The following is a 21830-nucleotide window of genomic DNA, read 5'->3' as shown; positions in this document are numbered from 1 at the left end:
TAATATATATTATCGTGTGCTAAGTATGAAGCCAGTTATGAAATCTAATAAATCCCTTGACGTGAATCAAAGTATATCAGAGCATTATGTATTGCAATTGAAAAATGTGGATATCTATCAGAAAGAATATAAAGTTTTGCACGAAGTCAATCTTCAGATAAGACCAGGGGAGTTCATTTTTTTAATAGGCAAAACAGGGTCAGGGAAATCCTCTTTACTTAAGACCATATATGGTGCCTTACCCATTCAAGTAGGGGAAGCACAGTTAAGTGGGTTTGATTTAAAAAAAATCAGTAGAAATAAATTGCCGTTATTGCGCAGAAATTTAGGAATGATTTTTCAGGATTTTTTATTGTTGGAGGATCGTACAGTTTATCAAAATCTGCGCTTTGTATTGAAAGCAACTGGCTGGAAGGAAGAACAAGAGATTGAGACTAAAATAGACAATGCATTGCGAGAAGTAGGGCTTCAATATCAAGCCCATAAATATCCTCATCAATTGTCTGGAGGAGAGAAACAAAGAATCGCCATATCGAGAGCTTTACTCAATTCCCCTCAATTGATCATAGCCGATGAAGCAACGGGAAACCTAGATCCCGATACATCAATGGAAATTTTACAGTTGATACTCAATCTTCAAAAGAATCACGATACCGCTGTTCTTTTTGCTACCCATGATTACACTTTAATCGAAAAAAATCCCAATGCTAGAGTGTTAAAATGTGAAAAGGGACAGATTGTAGAATTGTAATTTCCACCCTATATCAGTCACCCAATACACCCTATATTAGTCACTCTATACACCCTATATCAGTCACCCAATACACCCTATATCAGTCACTCTATAATCAGGAATTATTAAGACATTGGAGTTGGTTTTGGAAGAATGAAACATTGTATATTTCATAGGATTCAAATCCAGATTCCCAAATGATATATATTTTGTCAATGGGATGTTTACTAAGGATTTTTTCTTGACGATGATCTATAGGATATACCATTTTGTATATATATTTATTTGCACTTTCATCGTACTGCCCTCTGGATTCTGATGCATTGTGTAAAGTGAGGTTTTTCCCCTTTATAAGACCGATGTTCATCATGCTTCCTTTCTTAATATTGCCGTATATATTTTTAGCCTTATTGCCTTCAATTTCAACTAAAAGAGTAAAGTATTTATATCCTCCTGTTAACGAAGTCAATTTCCCATGAGCTGTTAAAAATGACGAGGATTTAAAATATGGTTTCAGAGAAGCTGGCGTATAAGTAAAAAGCTTTTCGTAGGCTAGATCTTTTTTACTTTTTTCTAAAAAAGGATCATAACTTATTTCTGCAAAATCGCATTCGGATTCAATGGTTTTTATATCCGAGTGAGGATAAGGAGAAAACTTATTTGAAGGGATAGAATCAATAACAAGTTTAGCCTCATTTGTTTTTTTATGAAAGGCTAATTCTGTTACTTTGTTAGCCAATGCTATAGTCGTGGTTTTCGAATGAGCTACTAAGGTGACAGTAGATACTAGGAAAATAAAAATAGCGATGAAATTTTTAAAATATATTGTCATAATATTGAGTATATTATGGTAAAAGTACAAAAATTAAAGAATTATAATCATGAATGAATCCTTGAAACAATACCTAGATTCTGAAAAACAAAAGTCAGTAGAAGAATTAATTAATTTTCTTAAAATTCCTTCTATTTCTGCGGATTCTAAATACCAAAGTGAAGTGAGACGCGGTGCTCAATGGTTAATGGATAAGCTGACTTCATTGGAACTGGATACGGTAGATCTGTACGAAACACCAGGGCATCCCATTGTATTTGCCGAAAAGATAATTTCACCAGACTATCCAACCGTCTTGTTTTATGGCCACTATGATGTTCAGCCACCTGATCCACTCAACTTGTGGAATACAGAACCATTTAACCCTACGATTAACAAAACTGATATTCATCCCGATGGTGCAATATTTGCCCGTGGTGCATGTGATGATAAAGGTCAGTTATATATGCAAGTAAAAGCGGTGGAAGCCCTTTTGAAAACAGATAATTTAAAATGTAATATTAAATTTATATATGAAGGAGAGGAGGAGATCGGATCAGATCACTTAGATCAATTCTGTATGGCTCATCAAGACCTATTGAAATCTGATGTAATATTGATTTGTGATACTTCTATTTTGTCCAATGATACGCCAACCATCACTACAGGGCTCAGAGGATTGAGTTATGTAGAGGTGGAAGTTACCGGTCCCAATAAAGATTTACACAGTGGTGTCTATGGTGGTGCTGTAGCAAACCCTATTAATATACTCTCCAAGATGATAGCCTCAATGCACGATGACAAAGGCAAGGTCACTATTCCTGGGTTCTATGACGATGTAGAGGTAGTCAGTGAACAGGAGAGAGCATTGATTCAGGAAGCTCCTTTTAATTTGGAGGAATATAAAAAAGAGATTGGCATTCCCGACATTTTGGGAGAAGAGGGATATTCTACCTTTGAACGGACCTCTATCAGACCAACTCTGGATGTCAATGGAATTTGGGGTGGTTACATCGGAGAAGGGGCCAAAACCGTATTGCCAGCCAAGGCATTTGCCAAAATATCAATGCGTTTAGTTCCGTTCCAAGATCCCGATACGATAACTAAACTATTTGTAGATTATTTCACATCAATTGCACCTTCTTCAGTTTCGGTTGAAGTTAGGCCTCATCACGGTGGACGACCTGCGGTTACTCCAATTGATTCAGCAGCTTATCGGGCGGCAGAAGCGGCGATGACGGAAAGTTTTGGCAAAAGACCGTTACCGATGCGAAGTGGAGGAAGTATACCTATTGTAGCAATGTTTAAGGAAGTTTTGGGTACTGACAGCATCCTTATGGGCTTTGGCTTGGATTCAGACTCTATTCACTCTCCCAATGAACATTTTGGATTGTTTAATTTTTATATTGGTATTGAAACCATCACTAGTTTCTTGATGAAATTGGCGAATAAGTAAATCGATATGAGAATAGATATCATTGCGACCATTCCCGAATTGTTAGAATCACCATTTCAACATAGTATATTGAAACGGGCGGCTGAAAAAAATGTTATTGAAATTGTGGTTCACGATTTGAGAAAATTTGGATTGGGCAATTACAATCAAATAGACGACTACCAATACGGAGGGGGGGCAGGAATGGTATTGAAAATCGAACCCATCATAGCCTGTATTGAATCGTTGACTGATGTCAGACCCTACGATGAAATAATCTACATGACGCCTGATGGTGAGACCTTCAACCAAAAAACAGCCAACACCTTATCATTAGCACAAAATATTATTATTTTATGCGGTCACTATAAAGGTATCGATCAACGAATAAGAGATCATGTAGTGACTAAAGAAATCTCGATTGGCGACTATGTATTAAGCGGTGGCGAATTGGCAGCTGCTGTAGTCGTTGATGCTGTTTGTAGGCTGGTCCCCGGATGTATTAACGATGAATCTAGCGCATTGGAAGATAGTTTTCAAGATGGATTATTGGCTCCTCCAATATATACTCGTCCCGTGGAGTTTCGCGGATGGAAGGTGCCGGAAATTCTACTTTCTGGACACAATAAAAAAATTAGAGAATGGAGGGAAGAGGAAGCTTATAAACGCACTGTAAGATTGAGACCTGATATATTAAATGAAGAGGATATATAAAAACACAATAATAGATGTCAGAAACCTTTACCATATTATCAAAATCTGATTTTGACACAAGTCCCGAATTTGAATTGCGTATACGGTCGGTTGATGACACGGTATTTCATGGCATCAGTCATGTTTCATTGCTTCGAAAAAAGAAATGCAGTATTTCTGCTGAAGATTTTAACCACATACTGAGGTTAATTGAGGAATTAAAGCGTCGTAATGCTCGCTATTATCTTAATTCTATCGATCGAGAAATATACCGAATTATTTACTTTAAGGCCAATGGAGAAAGAATTGAAATAAGTATTGATTTTGAAGATGTATATTCCATCGATTATATTGAACAAATATTCAAATTGACAGGGGTTGAAGAATGGATTAAAGGAAGTTTAAAATTTTACTTATTATTAAGTAATTCAGAAAGAAGGTCAAAGGAAATAGCGTTTTTGTCTGCTCTTAACCCAGAAGAAGCCATCTATTATTACGGGAAAAACAGTCATTTTTCGATTTATTTAGATGCCGACGATTGGATGGTATTCGAAATGGGTAAACAATGGGTTAGAGATACCATCACTCCAAAAATATATTTTTCGTACAGGGAAAATAGCATTCGAGAATCTGCTCCAAGTTTGGAAATGAATCTAGGTCCGCAATTGGGAGAAAGAAATGGAAACCTCTATCTTTTTTCTACTTTTGGCAAACGATATAATGACACTTCAGGGGTGTATTTTTTAGTTATTGCCTCGTCAGCCGAAGATGCACAAATGATTTTGCAGTCGAATTATCCACATTTTCAAAAATCAGATTTTCAATTATCAGACCTTAAAGCGCGTTTCAATGCCAACTTATTGTTAATAAATACTCATATCCCATTGGCTTTGCGCTAGTGAATATACTAGTTATTAAAATTTAATGCTTTCTTTGCTTTATTAAAACCACCAACTACCGCATATGTATATAGATAGCCATCAATATTTTTGGGAGTCCAGCAATAGTCGACTGGAAAAATTAAGTCATAAGAACTTAGATTCCTTAAAAAAAGATCACTTACCACATGATTCATTGGTCAATTTAGTCAACAATTCATTTTCGAGTTGTATTGCGACTGCTCATATTAGTAGTGAAGAGGAAAATCAATATTTACTAGATCTCGCTCATAAAAATGAAATTATAGCTGGTGTCATAGCTTGGATCGACCTTACAAGTCTTACTGTTGGGCAAAAGATTAATGCTTATAATCCCCTCAACGTTTTGGGTTTTAGAGACTCTTTTCTCCGACATGATTCAGCACATTATCCCATGAGTAAAGAGGTGATAAGGGGGTTGGTCTTAATCAGTGAATATAAATATCCTTTTGAAGTGGAAGCTTCTCCTAAACAATTTCCAGCCGTTGTCAATCTATTATATCTGAGATCGCGACAAACCTTTGTTTTAAATAATATGGGATATTGGCCAAGATCTAGTCAATATCTCCCTGCCTGGAAGACCATGATGAAAGCATTGTCTGATCTACCCAATGTATATGTTAAGTTAAACGGTTGGTATAAATTTAAATTAGAAACCGACTTAAATACAGCAGATATCGAAGAAATGATAGGATTTGTTATCGAACATTTCGGAATCAAACGAATACTTTACGGATCTGATTGGCCTTATAGCAATCTCGATTCTTCGTTTAAAGAACAATTCAAGTTTGTACATGACATCGTTGCACAACACAGTGATGAAGCCTTGTCTTTTATTTTCCAAAAGAATATTGAAAAAGTCTACATCAAAAAATAGGAAGATTTAGTACGAACCAAAATATCTTCTAATTATCCATTCTGCTGAGATGAGTAGTAGTACAATAAAAGCCAACCATTTCCAGTCAATTAAAGGATTTTTAATATTGGATTCTACCAAATAACTCTGCATTGTATTGAGTTCTTCAATGCTGGTTTTTATGGAGTCAAAATCGTAGAACAATTTTCCTTTATTATTCTGAGCTAATTGAGCTAATAAATTGTGATTGGCTTCCAATTGATAGTATTCATATTCTATGTCAGCGACGGTAAATTGACCATTTTCTCTATATTCTTTCCCTGCACTTTGGGTGTGTGCTGAATATTGATAGGTTCCAGGATTCAATTGTCCTAAACTGAGTTGGTATTGATTGTTAATTTTATCAAAAGTGTAAGTCGATTGATTGTTGGATTCATCTGTGAGTTCGAAAAAAACATCGGGTTCTGAAATTTTCTCCAAGGCCGGATTGTACAATTCGGCAGTAAAGGAAATATTTTCAGTTTCGTCAAAGAGCAACTTGTTTTTTTGTAACCTAAATAGGCGGTCATCTTTTTGCTGACTGATGTATTCGATAACCTTATTAAAAAAACCGCTTAAGATTTCATTATTGTCATTTTCTAAGTATTCGAATAATTTCCATTTCCATATTCCTTCACCATTTAACACAGCTATTCTTCCATTGGGAGATTCCCCTAAAGAAAGACTAGGTGCATCTGTTTCCACATCGCCAATCTGTTGAGTTAATAGATTTTGACCATTACCCACCAAAGTGAATTCACCAAATTTACTTGTTAAAGGAGGAAATTTTGAAAACAGGGATTTCCATTCATCATCGATGGTGAAATAATCGAAAAGTGGATTGATAGCACTGCTGTATAGGTTATGCTGACGACTTTTCACCTTAAATTCTACTAGATTTTGAACCTCATTTACAAGATTGTCATTGGTTTTTAAACCATTGATATAAAATATCGGTTTTTTCTCTTTTATGACAGTTTGCAGATAAGAATTTAGATTACCATCAGTAGACAATTGATAGAAGATCCACAAATCGGCATCTTGTGGTGATGGAAGGTTTGTCGTTTTACTATTATTATTGATATATACCGCTACTTCATTGTTTTCTGTGGTCAATAATTCAGTTAGAGCTGCGATATCAGGATGGGGGATAGGACTGACGATGGCAATTTTTCTCGTAGTCTCCAATACCTCCACAAAGAAATTTCTCTCGTTATTAGCGGGTTGAATATCGTTTTCTATATCCGACAATTTTATTCGCAATTGGTCGAGACCTGGATTGGTATAGCTTCGTTGAAAAATTACAGTTTCAAAAAAATCGTTGGATTCTGGGCGAATGGTTTTACTTTCTATAGTCGACCATCGACCTTTGTCCCATTGCTGTAAGTGTACTGAAATATTCTTAGCTTCAGTATTATGTCCTTTGACATCTACTTCAATTTCACTGGTTTCATCTTTTCTGACGATTTCATTGTACAGGACTTGCTGGATTTTCACATCGGATCTTTGGGTCGTATCTCCCATGCCGTATATCAGTAAAGGGGTGTTGTTCCTAAATTTAAAATAGCTTGGGTTTCCACCTCGATTATATATCCCATCGGTAGCCAGTACAATAGCACCTACGTGATCACTTTCATAGATCTTATTGATATAGTCTAAGGCGCGATACAAGTCCGTCACTTTTTCATTATATCCAGTATCAATAGCCTTCTCTTCTACATCGGTACCAAACTCATAGGTTTCCACAGGATGGAGGGATTCCATATCGTTTACAAATTGATTGAGATCACCTTGATATTCTGCCATAGTCGATTCGGGAGTGACCATAGCTATGGAAGATGATTTATCTTGTAAGACTATTATTTTGGCCTTCTTATCATTTTGAATGGTTTGATTGATATAGGGGTTGAGCAATAATAGAAGTAAACAAAATATTCCAACACTTCGCAGTATAAACAAAGCCGTAGAAATAGCCGAAGAATGTTGCTTATTTCGGAAATACAATATCCCAGAAAGGATAATGCTTAGACCTAAAATCAATGCTAAACTCCAAATGGGGTATGATAAATGAAGACTACTCAAAATATATTTTCTATTTTCTTTTGAAAAAACTGAAATTAAACGCCAAATTACAACAAATCAAAGAAAACCAATGTTTGAATATAAACACTAAAAATATTAATATATTCTATATAACTTCACAAAAATTAGAGGGAGACAAAGGTGAAGTCTAATTCCACGATGTATAGCTGTGCTGGATGGAGATATAGAATAGGATAAACAAGTTGTAAATAGCGATAAATATATTTTAATGAAGCAGATAATTATATTTTTATTTTTTTTAATGTGTTCTGTAGAAGGAAAAGCCAATTATATACTGGTATCTATGGATGCCGAACAAACCGATCATCTCAAGGCCTATGGAATGACTTATTGGGTATTGGAAAGAGAAATTGAAGCGTATTGGCTATTAAACTATAGAGGAGGAAGTTTTGCCTATCCATTTCATCAGACCTTTGAAAGAGAATGTAAGACTAGAAATATTAAATATGAAGTAATATCTGATGCTCAATTTAATGGAATATTAAATGAAATAGCCCAGCCGGAAATGAATATGGATGCTATCAAATTGGACAAAGCACCAAAGATAGCGGTATATACCCCTGATGTCAATCAACGCGGGGAGAGAATTCAGCCTTGGGATGATGCTGTAACCCTGGTATTGACCTATGCAGAAATACCATACGATGTAGTCTATGACAGAGAAGTGATGGAAGACAAATTGGCAGAATACGATTGGCTGCATCTTCATCACGAAGATTTTACTGGCCAATATGGAAAATTCTATGCCCGGTATAAGAATCAAAAATGGTATATCGAAAATCAAAAGAATATGGAAGCTCTGGCTGCTTCTCTGGGCTTTGATAAGGTATCAAAATTGAAATTGTCGGTCGCTCAAAAAATTAAAGAATACGTTATTGGGGGGGGATTTTTATTTGCTATGTGTTCGGCTACCGATAGTTATGACATAGCTTTATCTGCTGCCCAAACAGATATATGCGATTGGATGTTTGACAAAGATCCTCAAGATCCAGATGCACAAAAAAAATTGGATTACAGTAAGACATTAGCTTTTGAAAATTTTCAATTGAAAACCAATCCATTAGAATACGAATACAGTACCATTGATAATCCATTTCGAAATGTTCGACCTGAGAACGATTATTTTGAATTATTTGATTTTTCAGCAAAATGGGATCCTGTACCTACCATGTTGACACAAAACCATACAAGGACAGTTAAGGGGTTTATGGGGCAGACTACAGCATTTGCCAAGAGTCAAGTTAAAACATCAATTTTGGTTTTGGGAGAAAACAAGGCAGCCAACGAGGTGAGATATTTACACGGTGAGTTGGGGAAAGGACAATTTACATTCTACGGTGGACATGATCCCGAAGATTATGCTCATTACGTCAACGACCCCGAAACCGATTTGAGTTTACATCCCAATTCTCCGGGATATCGTCTTATATTAAATAATATACTATTCCCTGCAGCGCGTAAGAAAGAGCGCAAGACATAAAAGGAAAGGAAATAGTTCTGAATAGTTATGACTATTTACCGAATATCATTTAATATTGATGACATTGGAATAAGTATGGTTTAAAGCTATTATTAGTTCGCTAGACTTTATTCCAAGCATCAGCTTAATAAGCTCATTAATCAAGAGTATTCCTGTTTCTGATATAGTATCGTGCTATAAGGACTTATACGAATTACATTCTATAATAACGGTTAAGCTTTTAAGACAACTGAGCAGGATGCACGACCACTGTGTCGTGGGTGTAAACGAGCATGACAGAATGAAGTTGCACGAAGTCCGTGTCGTGACAACACTACATTAAAATCGCCAAGAATAAAATTACATTATACATCAATAATATAATAGTATTGAAGGCTCCAAAGCCTCCGCGCATTGGGTGGGAGAGCAAAGAGCCAAATGCCTTAAATAGGCATTTGGTAGTCTTTCAGACTACATCATTCAGTCGTGGCTCTACAATAAATCGAAATATAACCGACAATTATAACCGCAATTGGTATAAGCAGATCAATTTAGACAAAAAAAAACCTTGACGAACTTACATTCATCAAGGTTGTACTAATATCTTAAATTCACTAATGAATAAAATTATTCAGTAGGTGCTTTTTTGCTGAATTTCGCAAATTTCTTGTTAAACTTATCAATTCTACCCGCAGTATCAACGAATTTCATTTTACCTGTGTAGAATGGGTGAGATTTGCTTGAAATCTCCAACTTTACTAATGGATATTCATTGCCATCTTCCCAAACAATTGTATCTTTAGTCTGAGCACAAGATTTTGTCAAGAAAGCCTCATCACAAGAGAAATCTTTGAATACCACTAATCTGTAACTGTCTGGATGGATTTCCTTTTTCATTAGTCTTTAAATTTTGTTTTTTAACTTTAATTCCTTACCTAAAGGTGATCGACACCAAAGCCGATTTAAATATATGAAACATTTTTTTCATGTACAATTTTTTATCATCTTTACTCTTAGATAAAAAAGAGACTAAAACATATGTTTCTGTTTTCGGAGTGCAAAGATAATAAAATAGATTTAATATTAAAAAAACTAATTTATTATTTTTGCAAGAATTTTAATCTTTAAACAACAAGTACATTACATGGGAATTTTAAATGAAAAGGTGATTTTGATCACTGGTGGTAGTAGAGGAATCGGATCAGGTATGGTCAGAAAATTGGCAGAACAAGGTGGAAATATCGCCTTTACTTACCATTCATCAGCTCAAAAAGCCAATGAATTAATTCAAGAGTTGAGCGACTTGCCAGTCACCATTAAGGCATACCAATCAGATGCCTCTAGTTTTGCTGCTGCAGAAACATTGGTTAAGCAAGTAGTAGAAGATTTTGGTACTATTCACGTATTGGTCAACAATGCCGGTGTCACTAGAGACAATCTTATGCTCCGTATGACGGAAGAACAATGGGATGAAGTCATCGCCAATAATTTAAAATCAGTTTTTAATTTGACCAAACAAGTGATTCGTCCTATGTTGAGACATCGCAATGGATCAATTATCAACATCTCTAGCGTCGTAGGCATCACAGGTAATGCTGGTCAAGCTAATTATGCCGCTTCCAAAGCTGGAATTATTGGTTTTTCTAAGAGTATAGCCAAAGAATTGGGAAGTAGAAACATTAGATGTAATGTATTGGCTCCTGGTTTTATAGAAACCGAAATGACCCATGAGTTGCCCAATAAAGAAGAATATATGAAAAGTATTCCATTGCAGAGATTTGGATCCATCGATGAAATAGCCAATGCGACTATGTTTTTAGCATCTGATCTATCAAGCTATATTACCGGACAGGTATTGAGTGTTGATGGCGGTATGAATATGTAATTGTGGCCCATCGCTATTTAGGTTCCATAATATTGGCGGGTTTGGCTATCACTCTCTGCATTTCCTGTAATCATTACCATATGGTGACTATAGCAAATGATCACTCTAGAGAAACAGTTTTATTACAACATAGCACAACGTTAAATCAATTAAAAACCCGCCTTGGAGCCGCTGAATATATTCCCTATGATAGCATGAGGAATGAAGTTAAGACCATTTATCTAAATTTTCATTTTCTCGACCGCGAACAGATTAGCATTAATTTACAGGGGCAAGAGGGTATTGATTTCGCTCAAAATTTGATAGATCAAGCCAATCGTGAATTGGCCAACAATCAAGCCATGCGACTACCTCTTCACAATCAAACTCCAGTTCTCGATCCACTACTTCAATATGAGATATATAAGTCTGGTGATGGTCAACCCGCTATCTATTTTCATGAAAATAATGACTTGTGTTATTTTGTTAAAAAGGGAAGGGATCAAAATAATTTTAAAAAAATTGTAATTGACGAATACGGGGTGGATTTAGACCACGTGCTCAATGTTTTTGTTATTCCTCCTCATCCCGACAGTGTCGCATCACAGACTTATGGTGGAATTATTACTGGAATAGCCTTGACCAATGCTATTAAGATATCAGGAGATTTTAAGAATCAACCCGAAATATGGAAATATTCGGGATTGCTCAATCATGAAATTGGCCATATATTAGGTTTGAGACATAGCTGGCTCAATGATGGCTGCGATGATACTCCATTGCATAGTAATTGTTGGAATTTTACGCAAAATGGCTCTGAATGCGATTCTCTAGTATCGAATAACATCATGGATTCCAATGCAGACCAAGATGCCTATAGTCCTTGTCAAATCGGAGTCATCCACAGAAGTCTATCAGAAGAACAGAGCTATGTGAGGCGTTTTTTAAAACCGGATTATTGCCAACTCAATGATAGTCTCCCAGAAATATTGATTGAGCGTGATGAAGTGTGGAAAGTAGAAAAGGATGTCAGTCGAAATATTAGAATAAAATCCGGAGTTAGTCTGTTTATTCAATCTCGTTTGTCTCTACCAGAAAATGGATTTATTTTCCTCGAAAAAGACGCCAAACTAATTCTAGGACCTACGGCCAAATTACACAACGATTGTGGTAAATCATGGAAGGGCATATTGTCTGCCACAAAGCAATCTATGGTAGAAATAGCGCCTTCAACCATCATTGAAAATATCGCCAATAATGTTACTGGGGCCGATAATTAGTAAGACGATATACTAAAAACTTCCTTTTTGCATCGCCCTTATGGTTGAACAAAACAATAGGAGACAATTGTTCTACAGATTCAAAATATTGATTTAACAATGGTTGGGGAATATCTTCTTTTCCAAGATCGTCAAATCGCTTGCGCGAGTCAATAAATATAGCATTCTTCCCTTTTAAATGACTTAAATCTGAATCAATCATAGAAAATTGTAAACCGTGTTTTCCGATGACATTTCCTGAATATATTTTTTCTGATCGCAGGAAAAAATTGAGCTCAGCAGACGTTTTGTAACCATCGTTAGAGAAAATAAAGTCATTGGGATAATCAGTTTTGATTTCTTTGACCTCTGTGGCCAATTCCTTCCATCCCCACCAAGTATCATCTGACTGGATAGATACTGGATAGTAAAACACCTGAATCATAAAGGCAATATGAAAAACCAAACTGGTTAAAACCTGATGCTTCATAAGATTTCTAGTAAAATAAGGAGTGATCAGGATAATGGCTGTAATATAGGCTGGCATCATCCAATTGAGTTTAACCCAATAAAAAAGAGAGATAAACATAAATCCAAAAAGAATGGGCACAGAAAACCAAAGTAAGAATTGTGTTTTAATGGATAGAGATCGAATATTTCTCCATATTTTGGTTTTATACCCTGTCAACAATGTCATTATCATCACAAATAGGACGGGCAGTACTACAAAGAGTTGTGTTCCGATGGTCCCTATGAAAAATTTTAAGTTTAGACTAAATTTAGAGATATCTGAAACCCTGTCGCTAGATTGAAATTTAAAAGAAATCCAGTCATTCTGAACATTCCAAATAATAACGGGGGAGATGGTGATACAAAAAACAACGAAAACAAGGATAAATTGATAGCCCAATAAATACTTTCTCAGCTGTTTGGAAAACAAGAGCAGGCCAAATAGTCCTCCCAGAAGCAATACCCCTGTATATTTACTGTTAAAAGTCATACCAATGGCAAGGCCAGTGAGTAACCAATACTTCCAGTGGTTGGTGGTTATACTGCGATAAATACAGATCATAGATAAAGCCCAGAAAAATAGCAATGGCACATCGGGAGTTGTTATTAAACTTAAAATAGATACCATCATGGTTGACAACCATAGGTAAAGAGCATTGTGTAATTGAAATCCCTGTAAAAATTCCTTGGCTAACTTATAGAATAAAAGCGTAGTACCTATGGTCATTATTCCATTGGCCAATTTAATGGCTAAGACATTGACGCCAAAGATAGAAGTGAAGAATTTGAGCATTATAGCCACCATGGGCGGGTGATCGAAAAAAGATAAATCTAAATGTTCACTGTATAAGAAATAATAGGCATCCTGTGGCATCATCCCTATAGCAAACATCAGGACCAATCGACTGAGTACAATGGCAATAATACCCCAAAGAACTACATTAAAACCTGCAAAAGGTATACTTGTATTATTCATCTAGTATGACTTGTTTGTAGATATTGATTACCGATAACCAACATCTATATAGGATAAAAACAACTACAGCATAAAGTCGACGTCATCGTCGGCATTGGACTCATAAATATTACTGACAGCTTTCTCAACCTCTATTTTATTAAAAACAACATCGTAAACCATTTGAACAATAGGACAATCCAGTCCCAATTTAATACAGTAGTTATATATAATTTCAGTAGTGGTTACACCTTCTATTAGGTCTTCGTTTTGCGAAATAACCTGATCAATATTTTTACTCTCTCCAATTTGAAAGCCAAAATAGTAATTTCTACTTTGTTTTGAGGTAGCTGTAGCAATTAAATCTCCAATACCAGCTAGGCCAAGGAAGGCATTGGGTAAAATATCTAAACTTTTCCCAATGACCAATACCTCTCGAATACCCTTGGTCAGTATAATGGCTTCGAGATTTTTGCCCAGCTTTTGTCCGTTGACCAAACCACTGGCTATGGCGATGATGTTTTTTAAGGCACCAGCTATTTCTGTTCCTTTAAGGTGGTGTGAGCCATATACTTTGAAATTGGGTTGATTGAGCAACTCTTTACCCACTTTGATGACTTCATCATAAGAACTCGCAATCACGGTAGCAGCGGGTAGTCCTTGTAAAATTTCTGAACTGAGATTGGGACCAGACAAACAGCCAATACGCACTACATTCGTTTCCCTTTGTAGGACTTCACTCATGGTTCGGATGGGCAGGTTTTCAAACCTAGATATCTCGTATAAATGAGCTGGACCCTTTCTAATTTCAAAACCTTTAATACAATGAATCACAATGTGACGCGGAGTCAGAAAGGTATTACAGGTATTTAAAAGGTTCAAAAATTCTTTTGACGGAACAGCGATAAAAAGGATGTCACATTCAGTACATACTTTTTCAATATCGCCTATCCCGATAATATTTTCAGCCAATTCATTGGATAAATGTCTATGAGAACGATTGATATTGTCTACAACTTCCAATTGGCGACTGTAGAGGTATACTTCTGTATTTTTGGACAACAACATGCTTATGGCTGTTCCAAAATTACCTGCACCGATGACACCTACTTTTTTTTTCAATGAATCCTATTTACTCGATTTATTCTTTAACTCCTGTTGACGTTGTTGTTCTTTAAGAGCTTCGTCTAATCGCTCTCTAAATTTGGATTTTTTCTTGGGTTTCTTTTTATACGCCTCTAAATCAGCATTTATTTTATCGTGATCGATAATTACATTTTTAGTAATGACGGTTTGGAAGATGGTTGTCATATTACTAAAGAACAAATAAGCCGTCAAACCAGCTGCATATTTATTGAAGAAGAAGAAAAACATAAATGGCATGGCATACTGCATGATCTTCATCATCTTCATCATTTCTTCATTTCCTGTTGAAGCCCCTTCCATCATCTTGGAATTGTAATAGGTATAACCGATCATACTTATAGTATACAATATGGTAAACAGGGATATATGACCACCGATAAGAGGAAGGTCAAATGGCAGGATAAAGAACGGGTCATAGGAAGATAAATCGGTTGCCCACCAAAATTTTGCTTGTCGAAATTCTATTGCCGCTGGAAAAAATCGATACAAAGCAAACCATATTGGCATTTGTAACAACATTGGCAGACATCCTCCAACCGGATTCACCCCGTATTCTTGGTAGAGCTTCATGGTCTCCACCTGTTGTTTTTTGGGATCGTTCTTAAATTTTTCTTTCATTTTGTCCATCCTCGGTTTCAAGGCCTGGGTCTTGGCTTGAGAATACAACATTTTATAAGTGATGGGAAACAATGCCATTTTCACTAATAAAGTCAAAATCAATATGGCTAAACCTTTGGAACCTATCAATCCAGCTAGGAAGTTAAACAATGGACGGATAATCTGGCGGTTAATGGTACCAAATATACTCCAGCCAAAAGGAATAATATCCTCTAAGTCGTGGCCCATATCTTTCAATATTTCATAATCATTGGGGCCGAAATACATCTTCATTTTAAATAAATGAGTATTGGCACTTGGCAGGGCCAGTTGAGATTGTATTTTTTTGAGGTCGCTATTGTTATCATCAAATGATTGTACTGACAATTCACCAGCCTCAAATGCTTGATCAGCGATCAAAGTTGAATTAAAAAACTGATTGGAGTGGGAAACCCATTTTATTGGATTTTCAACGTTATCGTCATCGTCTCTAGTATAACTCGCATAAGTAGGCCGTTCACCCATCTCTTTGTAATGCAAGGTACTATAGGTCTTTTCGAAAGTAGTGTTTTTCTCTAATTTGTCGAGATATGTCAACCAATTTAAAGTTACATGGTCTCCTTTAATATTGGGAATGTTATTCCAATTAACTTCGTAATCTATCTGATATGAATTGCTGTTAACAGAGTATTTTTGGGTGATACTACCTCCGTTTGAAGTTTGAATAGTAAAGAGGATAGTCGATCCCTGTTGTTCTACGTCAAAATATAAATCCTGAGTACTTATTTCTAAGTTATTCACTTTAAATAGATACTCAAATTTATCTTTTTCATCTTCCAATAATTTCAAAGGAAGCTTAATCTCTGATTTATCTTCGGCTTCTTCTACCTTGCTGTAATCTTTTAACAACACATCGATGATTCTACCTCCTTTAGAGGAGAAAGTAATGGTCATTAAATCATTTTCAATCGTGTAGGTTGATTGTTCACCTACGGCAGCAGGTGCAAAAACCCCGAAAGATTGAGCTAAGTATTGTTGATTTATTGAGTCGACATTCCCAGTCGTTGCATTATTATTAGTAATGACATTTTGCTGAGTTGCCTCGGGACTGTCTTGAATAGCTTCGATATTAGCTAACGAATCTCTTTTCTTTTGGATAGCCAATTTCTCAGCTTCGGAAGGTTGGTTCATATACAGCCATAGGGCTAAAAAAGCCATAATTAAACCAAATCCCAACATTTGTTTCTTGTCCATAAAATTGTTGTACTACTCTAAATTATTTAAAAACAGGACAAAGGTACAATTTTGTTTTAGCGTGGAAAATTAATTCTATAAACAAATAAAAATACCCGTCGAAAAAATAAAATGCAAAAGTCTATATAAGTAATTGATTCATAATCAGATATTACTCACTATCTCCATTAAAGCAAGATAATGGGGCAAAATTTAAATTTATAAAGAGATAACACAGGCAGGGATATTAGTCATTTTAGTCTCGAATGCAAAGAAGAGTTATGTAAAATATAAATAAGTCATTACTTTTGTGAGTCTAAAAATACTAAAAATATGTTTGAAAGTCTTAACGATCGAATGGAACAGGCCTTTAAGAATTTAAAAGGTCAAGGGAAGTTAACGGAAATCAATATAGCGCAATCTATAAAGGAAATAAGACGGGCACTGGTCGCAGCTGACGTAAACTATAAGATAGCCAAAGATTTTACAGATAAGGTCAAGGAGAAAGCTCTGGGACAAGAGAACGTCCTCAACTCAGTCAAACCTGGCGAGTTAATGGTGAAAATCGTTCAAGACGAATTGACTGAATTAATGGGGGGCCAAACCGCTGGTATCAATGTCAAAGGCAATCCCGGTGTGGTTCTAGTAGCTGGTCTACAAGGTTCTGGTAAAACTACTTTTTCAGGTAAGTTGGCCAATTACTTAAGGGTAAAGAAAAAAATGAGTCCATTGTTGGTGGCTTGTGATGTCTATCGACCTGCTGCCATTAACCAATTGCAAGTAATTGGGGAACAAATCAAGGTGCCAGTATTTACCATAGCTGAAAATCTCAATCCGGTAGAGATTGCTCAAAAGGCCATAGCTCATGCAAAGTCCAATAATTTTAATGTAGTCATAGTGGATACCGCTGGTCGTTTGGCCATCGACGAAGCCATGATGAATGAAATATCAGCCATAAATACCGCTATTCAGCCTAGTGAAGCTCTATTTGTAGTAGATTCAATGACGGGACAAGATGCGGTGAACACCGCCAAGGCTTTCAACGATGTCATAGATTACGATGGGGTAGTGTTGACCAAACTCGACGGTGATACTAGGGGGGGAGCTGCCTTGACGATTAAATATACGGTGGGCAAACCTATTAAATTTGCCAGTTCTGGTGAAACCATGGATACATTGGATGTATTCCATCCTGAACGGATGTCTCAACGAATATTGGGGATGGGAGATATTGTATCTTTCGTAGAAAAAGCCCAAGAACAATACGATGAGAAGGAAGCCCAACGATTAGAGAAAAAAATTCGTAAGAATAAGTTTGACTTCAATGACTTTTTGAGTCAAATCGGGCAGTTGCGTAAGATGGGGGATTTGAAGGGCTTGATGAATATGATTCCCGGAATGAGTAAGTTGACCAAGAATTTAGATATTGACGATTCGGCTTTTAACAAGGTAGAGTCTATTATCTTTTCAATGACTCCAGAAGAAAGAGGTAATCCCGATATATTGAACATGAGCAGAAAGCGCAGAATTGCCAAAGGTTGCGGTCAGAATCTTCACGAGATCAATATGTTTATTAAGCAGTTTGATCAGATGAAAAAGATGATGCATACCATGAGTAAAGGCAAAGGCATGGGCAACATCGGCAATATGCTAGGTGGAGGCAGATAGGGTTTAATACCAAATGAAATTCTAATGGTCAATTATATTTCGATGTAATTGAGGATTGTTGGGAAAAATCAATTAGATAACAAGTTTTCTTATTACGATTATATAATCTAGTCATACCACAACGGTTTGACTAGATTATATAGGATATTTAATTGATTTTATACCAAAGACGCCTTAGCATTGACGAATGAAGTGCAAAGCACCGATGATACAATAGTTAGCATCGAGGAGAGAAGTCATGCCCACTGTGGCATGAAGAGATTACATAGGATTCGTTGATAATATTTAGAAATATTACGTCTAGACGCAGTGAAAATTCGCTGTCAAATTTTATGCAGTGTCGTCACAGCGCAGTGGCTGTGACTTCTCTCGATAATAACAAAACACCGTTGATGTAATTAAAACTTTGATTGTCAGTCTATTACCTGCTACAATAAATCTTTGAAATAACAGATCCGCTTTTTATGTAATCGATAGTGATATTCTCTCCATAAGTTGCGCACATTCATATTGGTGGCTTGCTCGGGATTGGACTCAACTTTTTCTATTCCGTGCTCAATGTATTTTTCTAAAATTTGATCAAAGATAATGGAAGTAATACCCTTGCTTTGATAATCGGGATGAATAGCTATCAATAACATTTCGGCTCGATTATTGACTCTAGATGCCTTCCACAAATGATAAAATCCAAACGGCAAAATCGATCCTTTGGACTTCTGTAATGCTTCTGTATATGACGGTAAGGTCAGTCCAAACCCTATCAGATTATTATCCTTATCTACAACCAAGGAAATGTAATCCTTGTTGATAATGGGAATATATTTTTTGTAATAATAGGCCTTGATCTCTTCAGATAATGGAACAAACCCAGGCAAATGAGCATAACATATATTGATAAGACTAAGAATTTGTTGAGCCCATTTCTTTTTTTCTCTATTCGTCTTAAACTCCGCATAGCTCAATTGATACTTCTCGCGCATCAAGGCTGAATATCGCAAGACCTTTTCCGGAATCTTTTTGGGTACAGTAAATTCATGTTCCAACCATTCTAAATAAGTATCATAACCACACTCTTCGATATACTCTCGGTAATAAGGGAAATTATAAATAGTCGAAGCACAAGAAATTTCATCAAAACCCTCTACCAATAATCCTGCAGCATCAAGATTAGTATAACCAAAAGGACCAATGATTCGGTCTACATTGTGATTTATAGCCCACTGCTCTGCAGCTTCTAAAAGAGCCCTACAGATGTGAATATCCTCGTAAAAATCAAACTTATTGAATCGAACCAGTTTTTCACCAGAAAAATCAATTTCATTTTCATTTAATATGATTTGAATTCTACCGACAACCTTTTTGCCTTCTTTGGCTAATAGCAAATGGGTTTTTATTCCAGTATCAATCGCTGGAATTTTCTGCAAATATTCTCTTTCATCTCCACGAATAGGAGGGGCCCAATAAGTGTTGTTTTTATAAATTTTATATGGTAAATCTATAAATTGTTTTAATTCTTTTGCGGTTTCAACTTCTTTAATCCTTACCATATGGTGTTATATTCTGTACTCCAACCTCTTATTGAGTGAGCAAAATATATTTTTATGACTAATTTTAGGGCCGATAAGAGGGTTTAACTCTTATTGTGTTTGGTAACTATTGGTGTCAATTGATTCAATAATTGATCGGGTTTTAGATATCCCTTCAATATTTTCACTCTTTTGTATTGAGGATCTAATACGACAAATGATGGAAAAGACATTTGTCCCTGTAACAGAGAGTAGGCCAATTGATGAATGCCATTCCGTCCTTGGTTAACCCATTCAAAAGACTTGCCTTTAAATTCAATGGATTCTTTTTGTTCTGCATCCAACTTTACCATATGAAAATTTTCATTCATAAATTTCTGAACACCTGGATCGGTAAAAGTCTTTTGATCCATAACTTTACACCATCCACACCAGTCGGTATATACATCAATAAAAATGAGTTTGTTATTGGCATCGTTTTCTTCCACAGCAGCCTCGAAGTCCAACCAAGAAATTTCTTGACTCATCACTTGGTTAAAGGCCATAATTTGAAATGCTAAACAGGCAAAAAGGATCTTATTTGTCATCGTTAAGTATTTTATCAGTAAATGTATTAGATTTTTTTGAATTCAACATCTTATAGTCCTCAAATGTTCCAATATCTCTATTTAGAGCGATACTTGCATTGATTTCGAAGCCAATAAGCAATATAAAACAATTTAATTCAATCCAAAGTAGGGTAACAATGATGGCTCCGATCGAACCATAGATTTTGTTATATGTACCAAAATTATTAACGTAAAATGCAAACCCCAAAGATATAAATATCATAACAATGGAGGAAAATAATGTGCCAGGAGAAAAGAAACTGGTCTTCTTGCGAAAGGCTGGAGCATACCGGTAAATTAAAGCGATAAACAAGTAAAATATTATAAAAGCAATGATCCAATGCAAAAAAGTAAATAGAGGCTGCATCATGCCTTGAGGTATAAAATGCGTGAATAAAAAATCAAGTATAAAGTCAGATGCAATGACTAAAATTACCGATACAATGGCAAACAAAAACAAGATGCCCGTCAACCATATAGCAATAAATCGCTTTTGGAGGAAATTTCTCGAAATAAATGTAGTTTCAAAACTTTTCTCAAATCCAGACATCATATTCAGCACCCCATTTGATGAAAAATACAAAGTCAATAGAATAGATAAAGACAACATACCACCGCGAGGAATTTGACTTAAATTTTTAATCGTACTGCCCAGCCATTGTTCTGTGCTGTCTGGTAAAAATTCAAAAATGTATCGATAAAAAATCACATCAAAATTGTCAATGGGTATATAGGGTATCGTCGAGATAAGCAATATTAAACTGGGAAATAATGATATAAAAAAACTAAAAGCCATAGAATTGGCTCTAATACCTATGTTGCCTTCCATCCATTCGTGATGCAACAATCTCAGTACATTCCAAATGGGGATACTGTGAAAACCGGGCAATGAAGTACTTTTCAGCCATCTTAAAAGCTGTTTAAAATAAGGATTCCTAGTTAGTTTTTCTTTAAATTTCAATAAAAATTAAATTTATACTGCACTTTTATTAGCCAATTCCAAAATGGAATTTGGGGTTGGTATTCTGGCTCCGGATTCCTTATCTATGAAGCACAACTGAACTATTCCTTGATTCAGCAATTCATTGTCTTGATTATATATCTTGGTTTCAAAAACAATGATTTTATCATTTAATTTGGAGATTATCGTTTTTAAAGTCAACAAATCATCGTATTTGGCCGGTCTAAGATATCGGCTTTGCAAACTCATGACGGGCATCATAATACCCTGTTCTTCTAGATTTTTGTAATGGACACCTAGATCTCTAAAAGCTTCTGTACGTCCAATTTCATAGAATCTGGCATAGTTGCCATAGTATACAAATCCCATTTGATCGGTTTCACTATACCTCACTCTTACTTGAAAACTGTGCATGGTCTAATTTTTTGCAATATAGCAATAAAAAAAAAGCATCTGT

The 21830-nt window shown here is 35.8% G+C and carries 19 protein-coding genes; 9 read left to right on the top strand and 10 right to left on the bottom strand.

The window, feature by feature from the left end; all coding sequences use genetic code 11:
* Window positions 1-61: 61 nt before the first annotated feature.
* Entirely contained in the window at window positions 62-751 is a 690-nt protein-coding gene (locus LVD51_RS03775; RefSeq protein ID WP_236969857.1) for a cell division ATP-binding protein FtsE, read from the top strand.
* Window positions 752-848: 97 nt separating this feature from the next.
* Here the strand turns inward: LVD51_RS03775 and LVD51_RS03770 are convergent, their stop codons facing one another.
* Window positions 849-1565, bottom strand: coding sequence for a hypothetical protein (locus tag LVD51_RS03770; protein ID WP_236969856.1), 717 nt, complete (start codon window positions 1563-1565; stop codon window positions 849-851).
* 61 nt (window positions 1566-1626) lie between these two features.
* Here LVD51_RS03770 and LVD51_RS03765 point away from each other — a divergent pair, with 61 nt between their 5' ends.
* The 4 genes from LVD51_RS03765 (at window position 1627) to LVD51_RS03750 (ending at window position 5466) form a co-directional block, all read left to right on the top strand.
* A complete protein-coding gene (locus LVD51_RS03765; protein WP_394803148.1) occupies window positions 1627-3000 on the top strand; it encodes a dipeptidase in 1374 nt (457 codons plus the stop codon).
* Window positions 3001-3006: 6 nt separating this feature from the next.
* Window positions 3007-3693 (top strand): tRNA (guanosine(37)-N1)-methyltransferase TrmD, encoded by a 687-nt coding sequence (gene trmD / locus LVD51_RS03760; protein ID WP_236969854.1) that lies wholly within the window; start codon window positions 3007-3009, stop codon window positions 3691-3693.
* Between the two features lie 14 nt (window positions 3694-3707).
* Window positions 3708-4571: a hypothetical protein gene (locus tag LVD51_RS03755; protein WP_236969853.1), complete on the top strand. Its 864-nt coding sequence runs from the start codon at window positions 3708-3710 to the stop codon at window positions 4569-4571.
* A 64-nt stretch (window positions 4572-4635) separates the two neighbouring features.
* The gene (locus LVD51_RS03750; RefSeq protein ID WP_236969852.1) at window positions 4636-5466 is read left to right on the top strand and encodes an amidohydrolase family protein; all 831 of its coding nucleotides are present in this window, start codon (window positions 4636-4638) and stop codon (window positions 5464-5466) included.
* A gap of 6 nt (window positions 5467-5472) precedes the next feature.
* Here LVD51_RS03750 and LVD51_RS03745 read toward each other — a convergent pair whose 3' ends face one another.
* A complete protein-coding gene (locus tag LVD51_RS03745) occupies window positions 5473-7566 on the bottom strand; it encodes a hypothetical protein (protein ID WP_236969851.1) in 2094 nt (697 codons plus the stop codon).
* Between the two features lie 229 nt (window positions 7567-7795).
* On the opposite strand from LVD51_RS03745, the gene LVD51_RS03740 reads away from it, so the two are divergent.
* Window positions 7796-9067, top strand: coding sequence for an asparagine synthetase B (locus tag LVD51_RS03740; RefSeq protein ID WP_236969850.1), 1272 nt, complete (start codon window positions 7796-7798; stop codon window positions 9065-9067).
* Between the two features lie 606 nt (window positions 9068-9673).
* On the opposite strand, the gene LVD51_RS03735 is transcribed toward LVD51_RS03740, so the two are convergent.
* The gene (locus LVD51_RS03735; RefSeq protein WP_236969849.1) at window positions 9674-9943 is read right to left on the bottom strand and encodes a type B 50S ribosomal protein L31; all 270 of its coding nucleotides are present in this window, start codon (window positions 9941-9943) and stop codon (window positions 9674-9676) included.
* Between the two features lie 247 nt (window positions 9944-10190).
* Between LVD51_RS03735 and fabG the strand changes: the two genes are divergently transcribed.
* Together fabG and LVD51_RS03725 are read left to right on the top strand one after the other, a co-directional pair.
* Window positions 10191-10931, top strand: coding sequence for a 3-oxoacyl-[acyl-carrier-protein] reductase (fabG, locus tag LVD51_RS03730; protein WP_236969848.1), 741 nt, complete (start codon window positions 10191-10193; stop codon window positions 10929-10931).
* Window positions 10932-11011: 80 nt separating this feature from the next.
* Complete coding sequence (locus LVD51_RS03725) at window positions 11012-12190, top strand: reprolysin-like metallopeptidase (RefSeq protein WP_236969847.1); 1179 nt, start codon at window positions 11012-11014, stop codon at window positions 12188-12190.
* Here LVD51_RS03725 and LVD51_RS03720 read toward each other — a convergent pair.
* The 3 genes from LVD51_RS03720 to yidC all read right to left on the bottom strand — a co-directional run bounded on the left by LVD51_RS03720 (window position 12171) and on the right by yidC (window position 16631).
* Window positions 12171-13655 carry an ArnT family glycosyltransferase gene (locus LVD51_RS03720; RefSeq protein ID WP_236969846.1) on the bottom strand — a complete coding sequence of 495 codons (1485 nt, stop codon included), beginning with the start codon at window positions 13653-13655 and terminating at the stop codon, window positions 12171-12173. The genes LVD51_RS03725 and LVD51_RS03720 overlap by 20 nt on opposite strands.
* A 63-nt stretch (window positions 13656-13718) precedes the next feature.
* Complete coding sequence (locus tag LVD51_RS03715; RefSeq protein WP_236969845.1) at window positions 13719-14756, bottom strand: NAD(P)H-dependent glycerol-3-phosphate dehydrogenase; 1038 nt, start codon at window positions 14754-14756, stop codon at window positions 13719-13721.
* Between the two features lie 6 nt (window positions 14757-14762).
* Window positions 14763-16631, bottom strand: a complete 1869-nt coding sequence (gene yidC / locus LVD51_RS03710; RefSeq protein ID WP_236969844.1) for a membrane protein insertase YidC — start codon at window positions 16629-16631, stop codon at window positions 14763-14765.
* A 312-nt stretch (window positions 16632-16943) separates the two neighbouring features.
* Here yidC and ffh point away from each other — a divergent pair, with 312 nt between their 5' ends.
* Entirely contained in the window at window positions 16944-18278 is a 1335-nt protein-coding gene (gene ffh / locus LVD51_RS03705) for a signal recognition particle protein (RefSeq protein WP_236969843.1), read from the top strand.
* A gap of 428 nt (window positions 18279-18706) precedes the next feature.
* Here ffh and LVD51_RS03700 read toward each other — a convergent pair whose 3' ends face one another.
* From LVD51_RS03700 to LVD51_RS03685, 4 genes are all read right to left on the bottom strand, one after another.
* Window positions 18707-19825, bottom strand: coding sequence for a GNAT family N-acetyltransferase (locus LVD51_RS03700; RefSeq protein WP_236969842.1), 1119 nt, complete (start codon window positions 19823-19825; stop codon window positions 18707-18709).
* 83 nt (window positions 19826-19908) lie between these two features.
* The gene (locus tag LVD51_RS03695) at window positions 19909-20391 is read right to left on the bottom strand and encodes a thioredoxin family protein (protein WP_236969841.1); all 483 of its coding nucleotides are present in this window, start codon (window positions 20389-20391) and stop codon (window positions 19909-19911) included.
* Window positions 20381-21373: a YihY/virulence factor BrkB family protein gene (locus LVD51_RS03690; RefSeq protein ID WP_236969840.1), complete on the bottom strand. Its 993-nt coding sequence runs from the start codon at window positions 21371-21373 to the stop codon at window positions 20381-20383. Before LVD51_RS03690 ends, LVD51_RS03695 begins: the two co-directional genes overlap by 11 nt.
* Before the next feature lie 12 nt (window positions 21374-21385).
* The gene (locus tag LVD51_RS03685; RefSeq protein ID WP_236969839.1) at window positions 21386-21787 is read right to left on the bottom strand and encodes an acyl-CoA thioesterase; all 402 of its coding nucleotides are present in this window, start codon (window positions 21785-21787) and stop codon (window positions 21386-21388) included.
* Window positions 21788-21830: the final 43 nt, after the last annotated feature.

Origin of the sequence: Membranihabitans marinus, from assembly GCF_021729155.1 — a bacterium.
GTDB lineage: Bacteria > Bacteroidota > Bacteroidia > Chitinophagales > Saprospiraceae > Membranihabitans > Membranihabitans marinus.
This window is presented reverse-complemented; position numbering and strand designations above follow the sequence as displayed.

Bases quoted from the DNA above. Each gene is read 5' to 3' on its own strand.
- LVD51_RS03770 (WP_236969856.1), bottom strand. From the start codon at position 1,565: ATGACAATATATTTTAAAAATTTCATCGCTATTTTTATTTTCCTAGTA.
- trmD (WP_236969854.1), top strand. From the start codon at position 3,007: ATGAGAATAGATATCATTGCGACCATTCCCGAATTGTTAGAATCACCA.
- LVD51_RS03755 (WP_236969853.1), top strand. From the start codon at position 3,708: ATGTCAGAAACCTTTACCATATTATCAAAATCTGATTTTGACACAAGT.
- LVD51_RS03750 (WP_236969852.1), top strand. From the start codon at position 4,636: ATGTATATAGATAGCCATCAATATTTTTGGGAGTCCAGCAATAGTCGA.
- LVD51_RS03740 (WP_236969850.1), top strand. From the start codon at position 7,796: ATGAAGCAGATAATTATATTTTTATTTTTTTTAATGTGTTCTGTAGAA.
- LVD51_RS03735 (WP_236969849.1), bottom strand. From the start codon at position 9,943: ATGAAAAAGGAAATCCATCCAGACAGTTACAGATTAGTGGTATTCAAA.
- fabG (WP_236969848.1), top strand. From the start codon at position 10,191: ATGGGAATTTTAAATGAAAAGGTGATTTTGATCACTGGTGGTAGTAGA.
- LVD51_RS03725 (WP_236969847.1), top strand. From the start codon at position 11,012: ATGGTGACTATAGCAAATGATCACTCTAGAGAAACAGTTTTATTACAA.
- LVD51_RS03720 (WP_236969846.1), bottom strand. From the start codon at position 13,655: ATGAATAATACAAGTATACCTTTTGCAGGTTTTAATGTAGTTCTTTGG.
- yidC (WP_236969844.1), bottom strand. From the start codon at position 16,631: ATGGACAAGAAACAAATGTTGGGATTTGGTTTAATTATGGCTTTTTTA.
- ffh (WP_236969843.1), top strand. From the start codon at position 16,944: ATGTTTGAAAGTCTTAACGATCGAATGGAACAGGCCTTTAAGAATTTA.
- LVD51_RS03700 (WP_236969842.1), bottom strand. From the start codon at position 19,825: ATGGTAAGGATTAAAGAAGTTGAAACCGCAAAAGAATTAAAACAATTT.
- LVD51_RS03695 (WP_236969841.1), bottom strand. From the start codon at position 20,391: ATGACAAATAAGATCCTTTTTGCCTGTTTAGCATTTCAAATTATGGCC.
- LVD51_RS03685 (WP_236969839.1), bottom strand. From the start codon at position 21,787: ATGCACAGTTTTCAAGTAAGAGTGAGGTATAGTGAAACCGATCAAATG.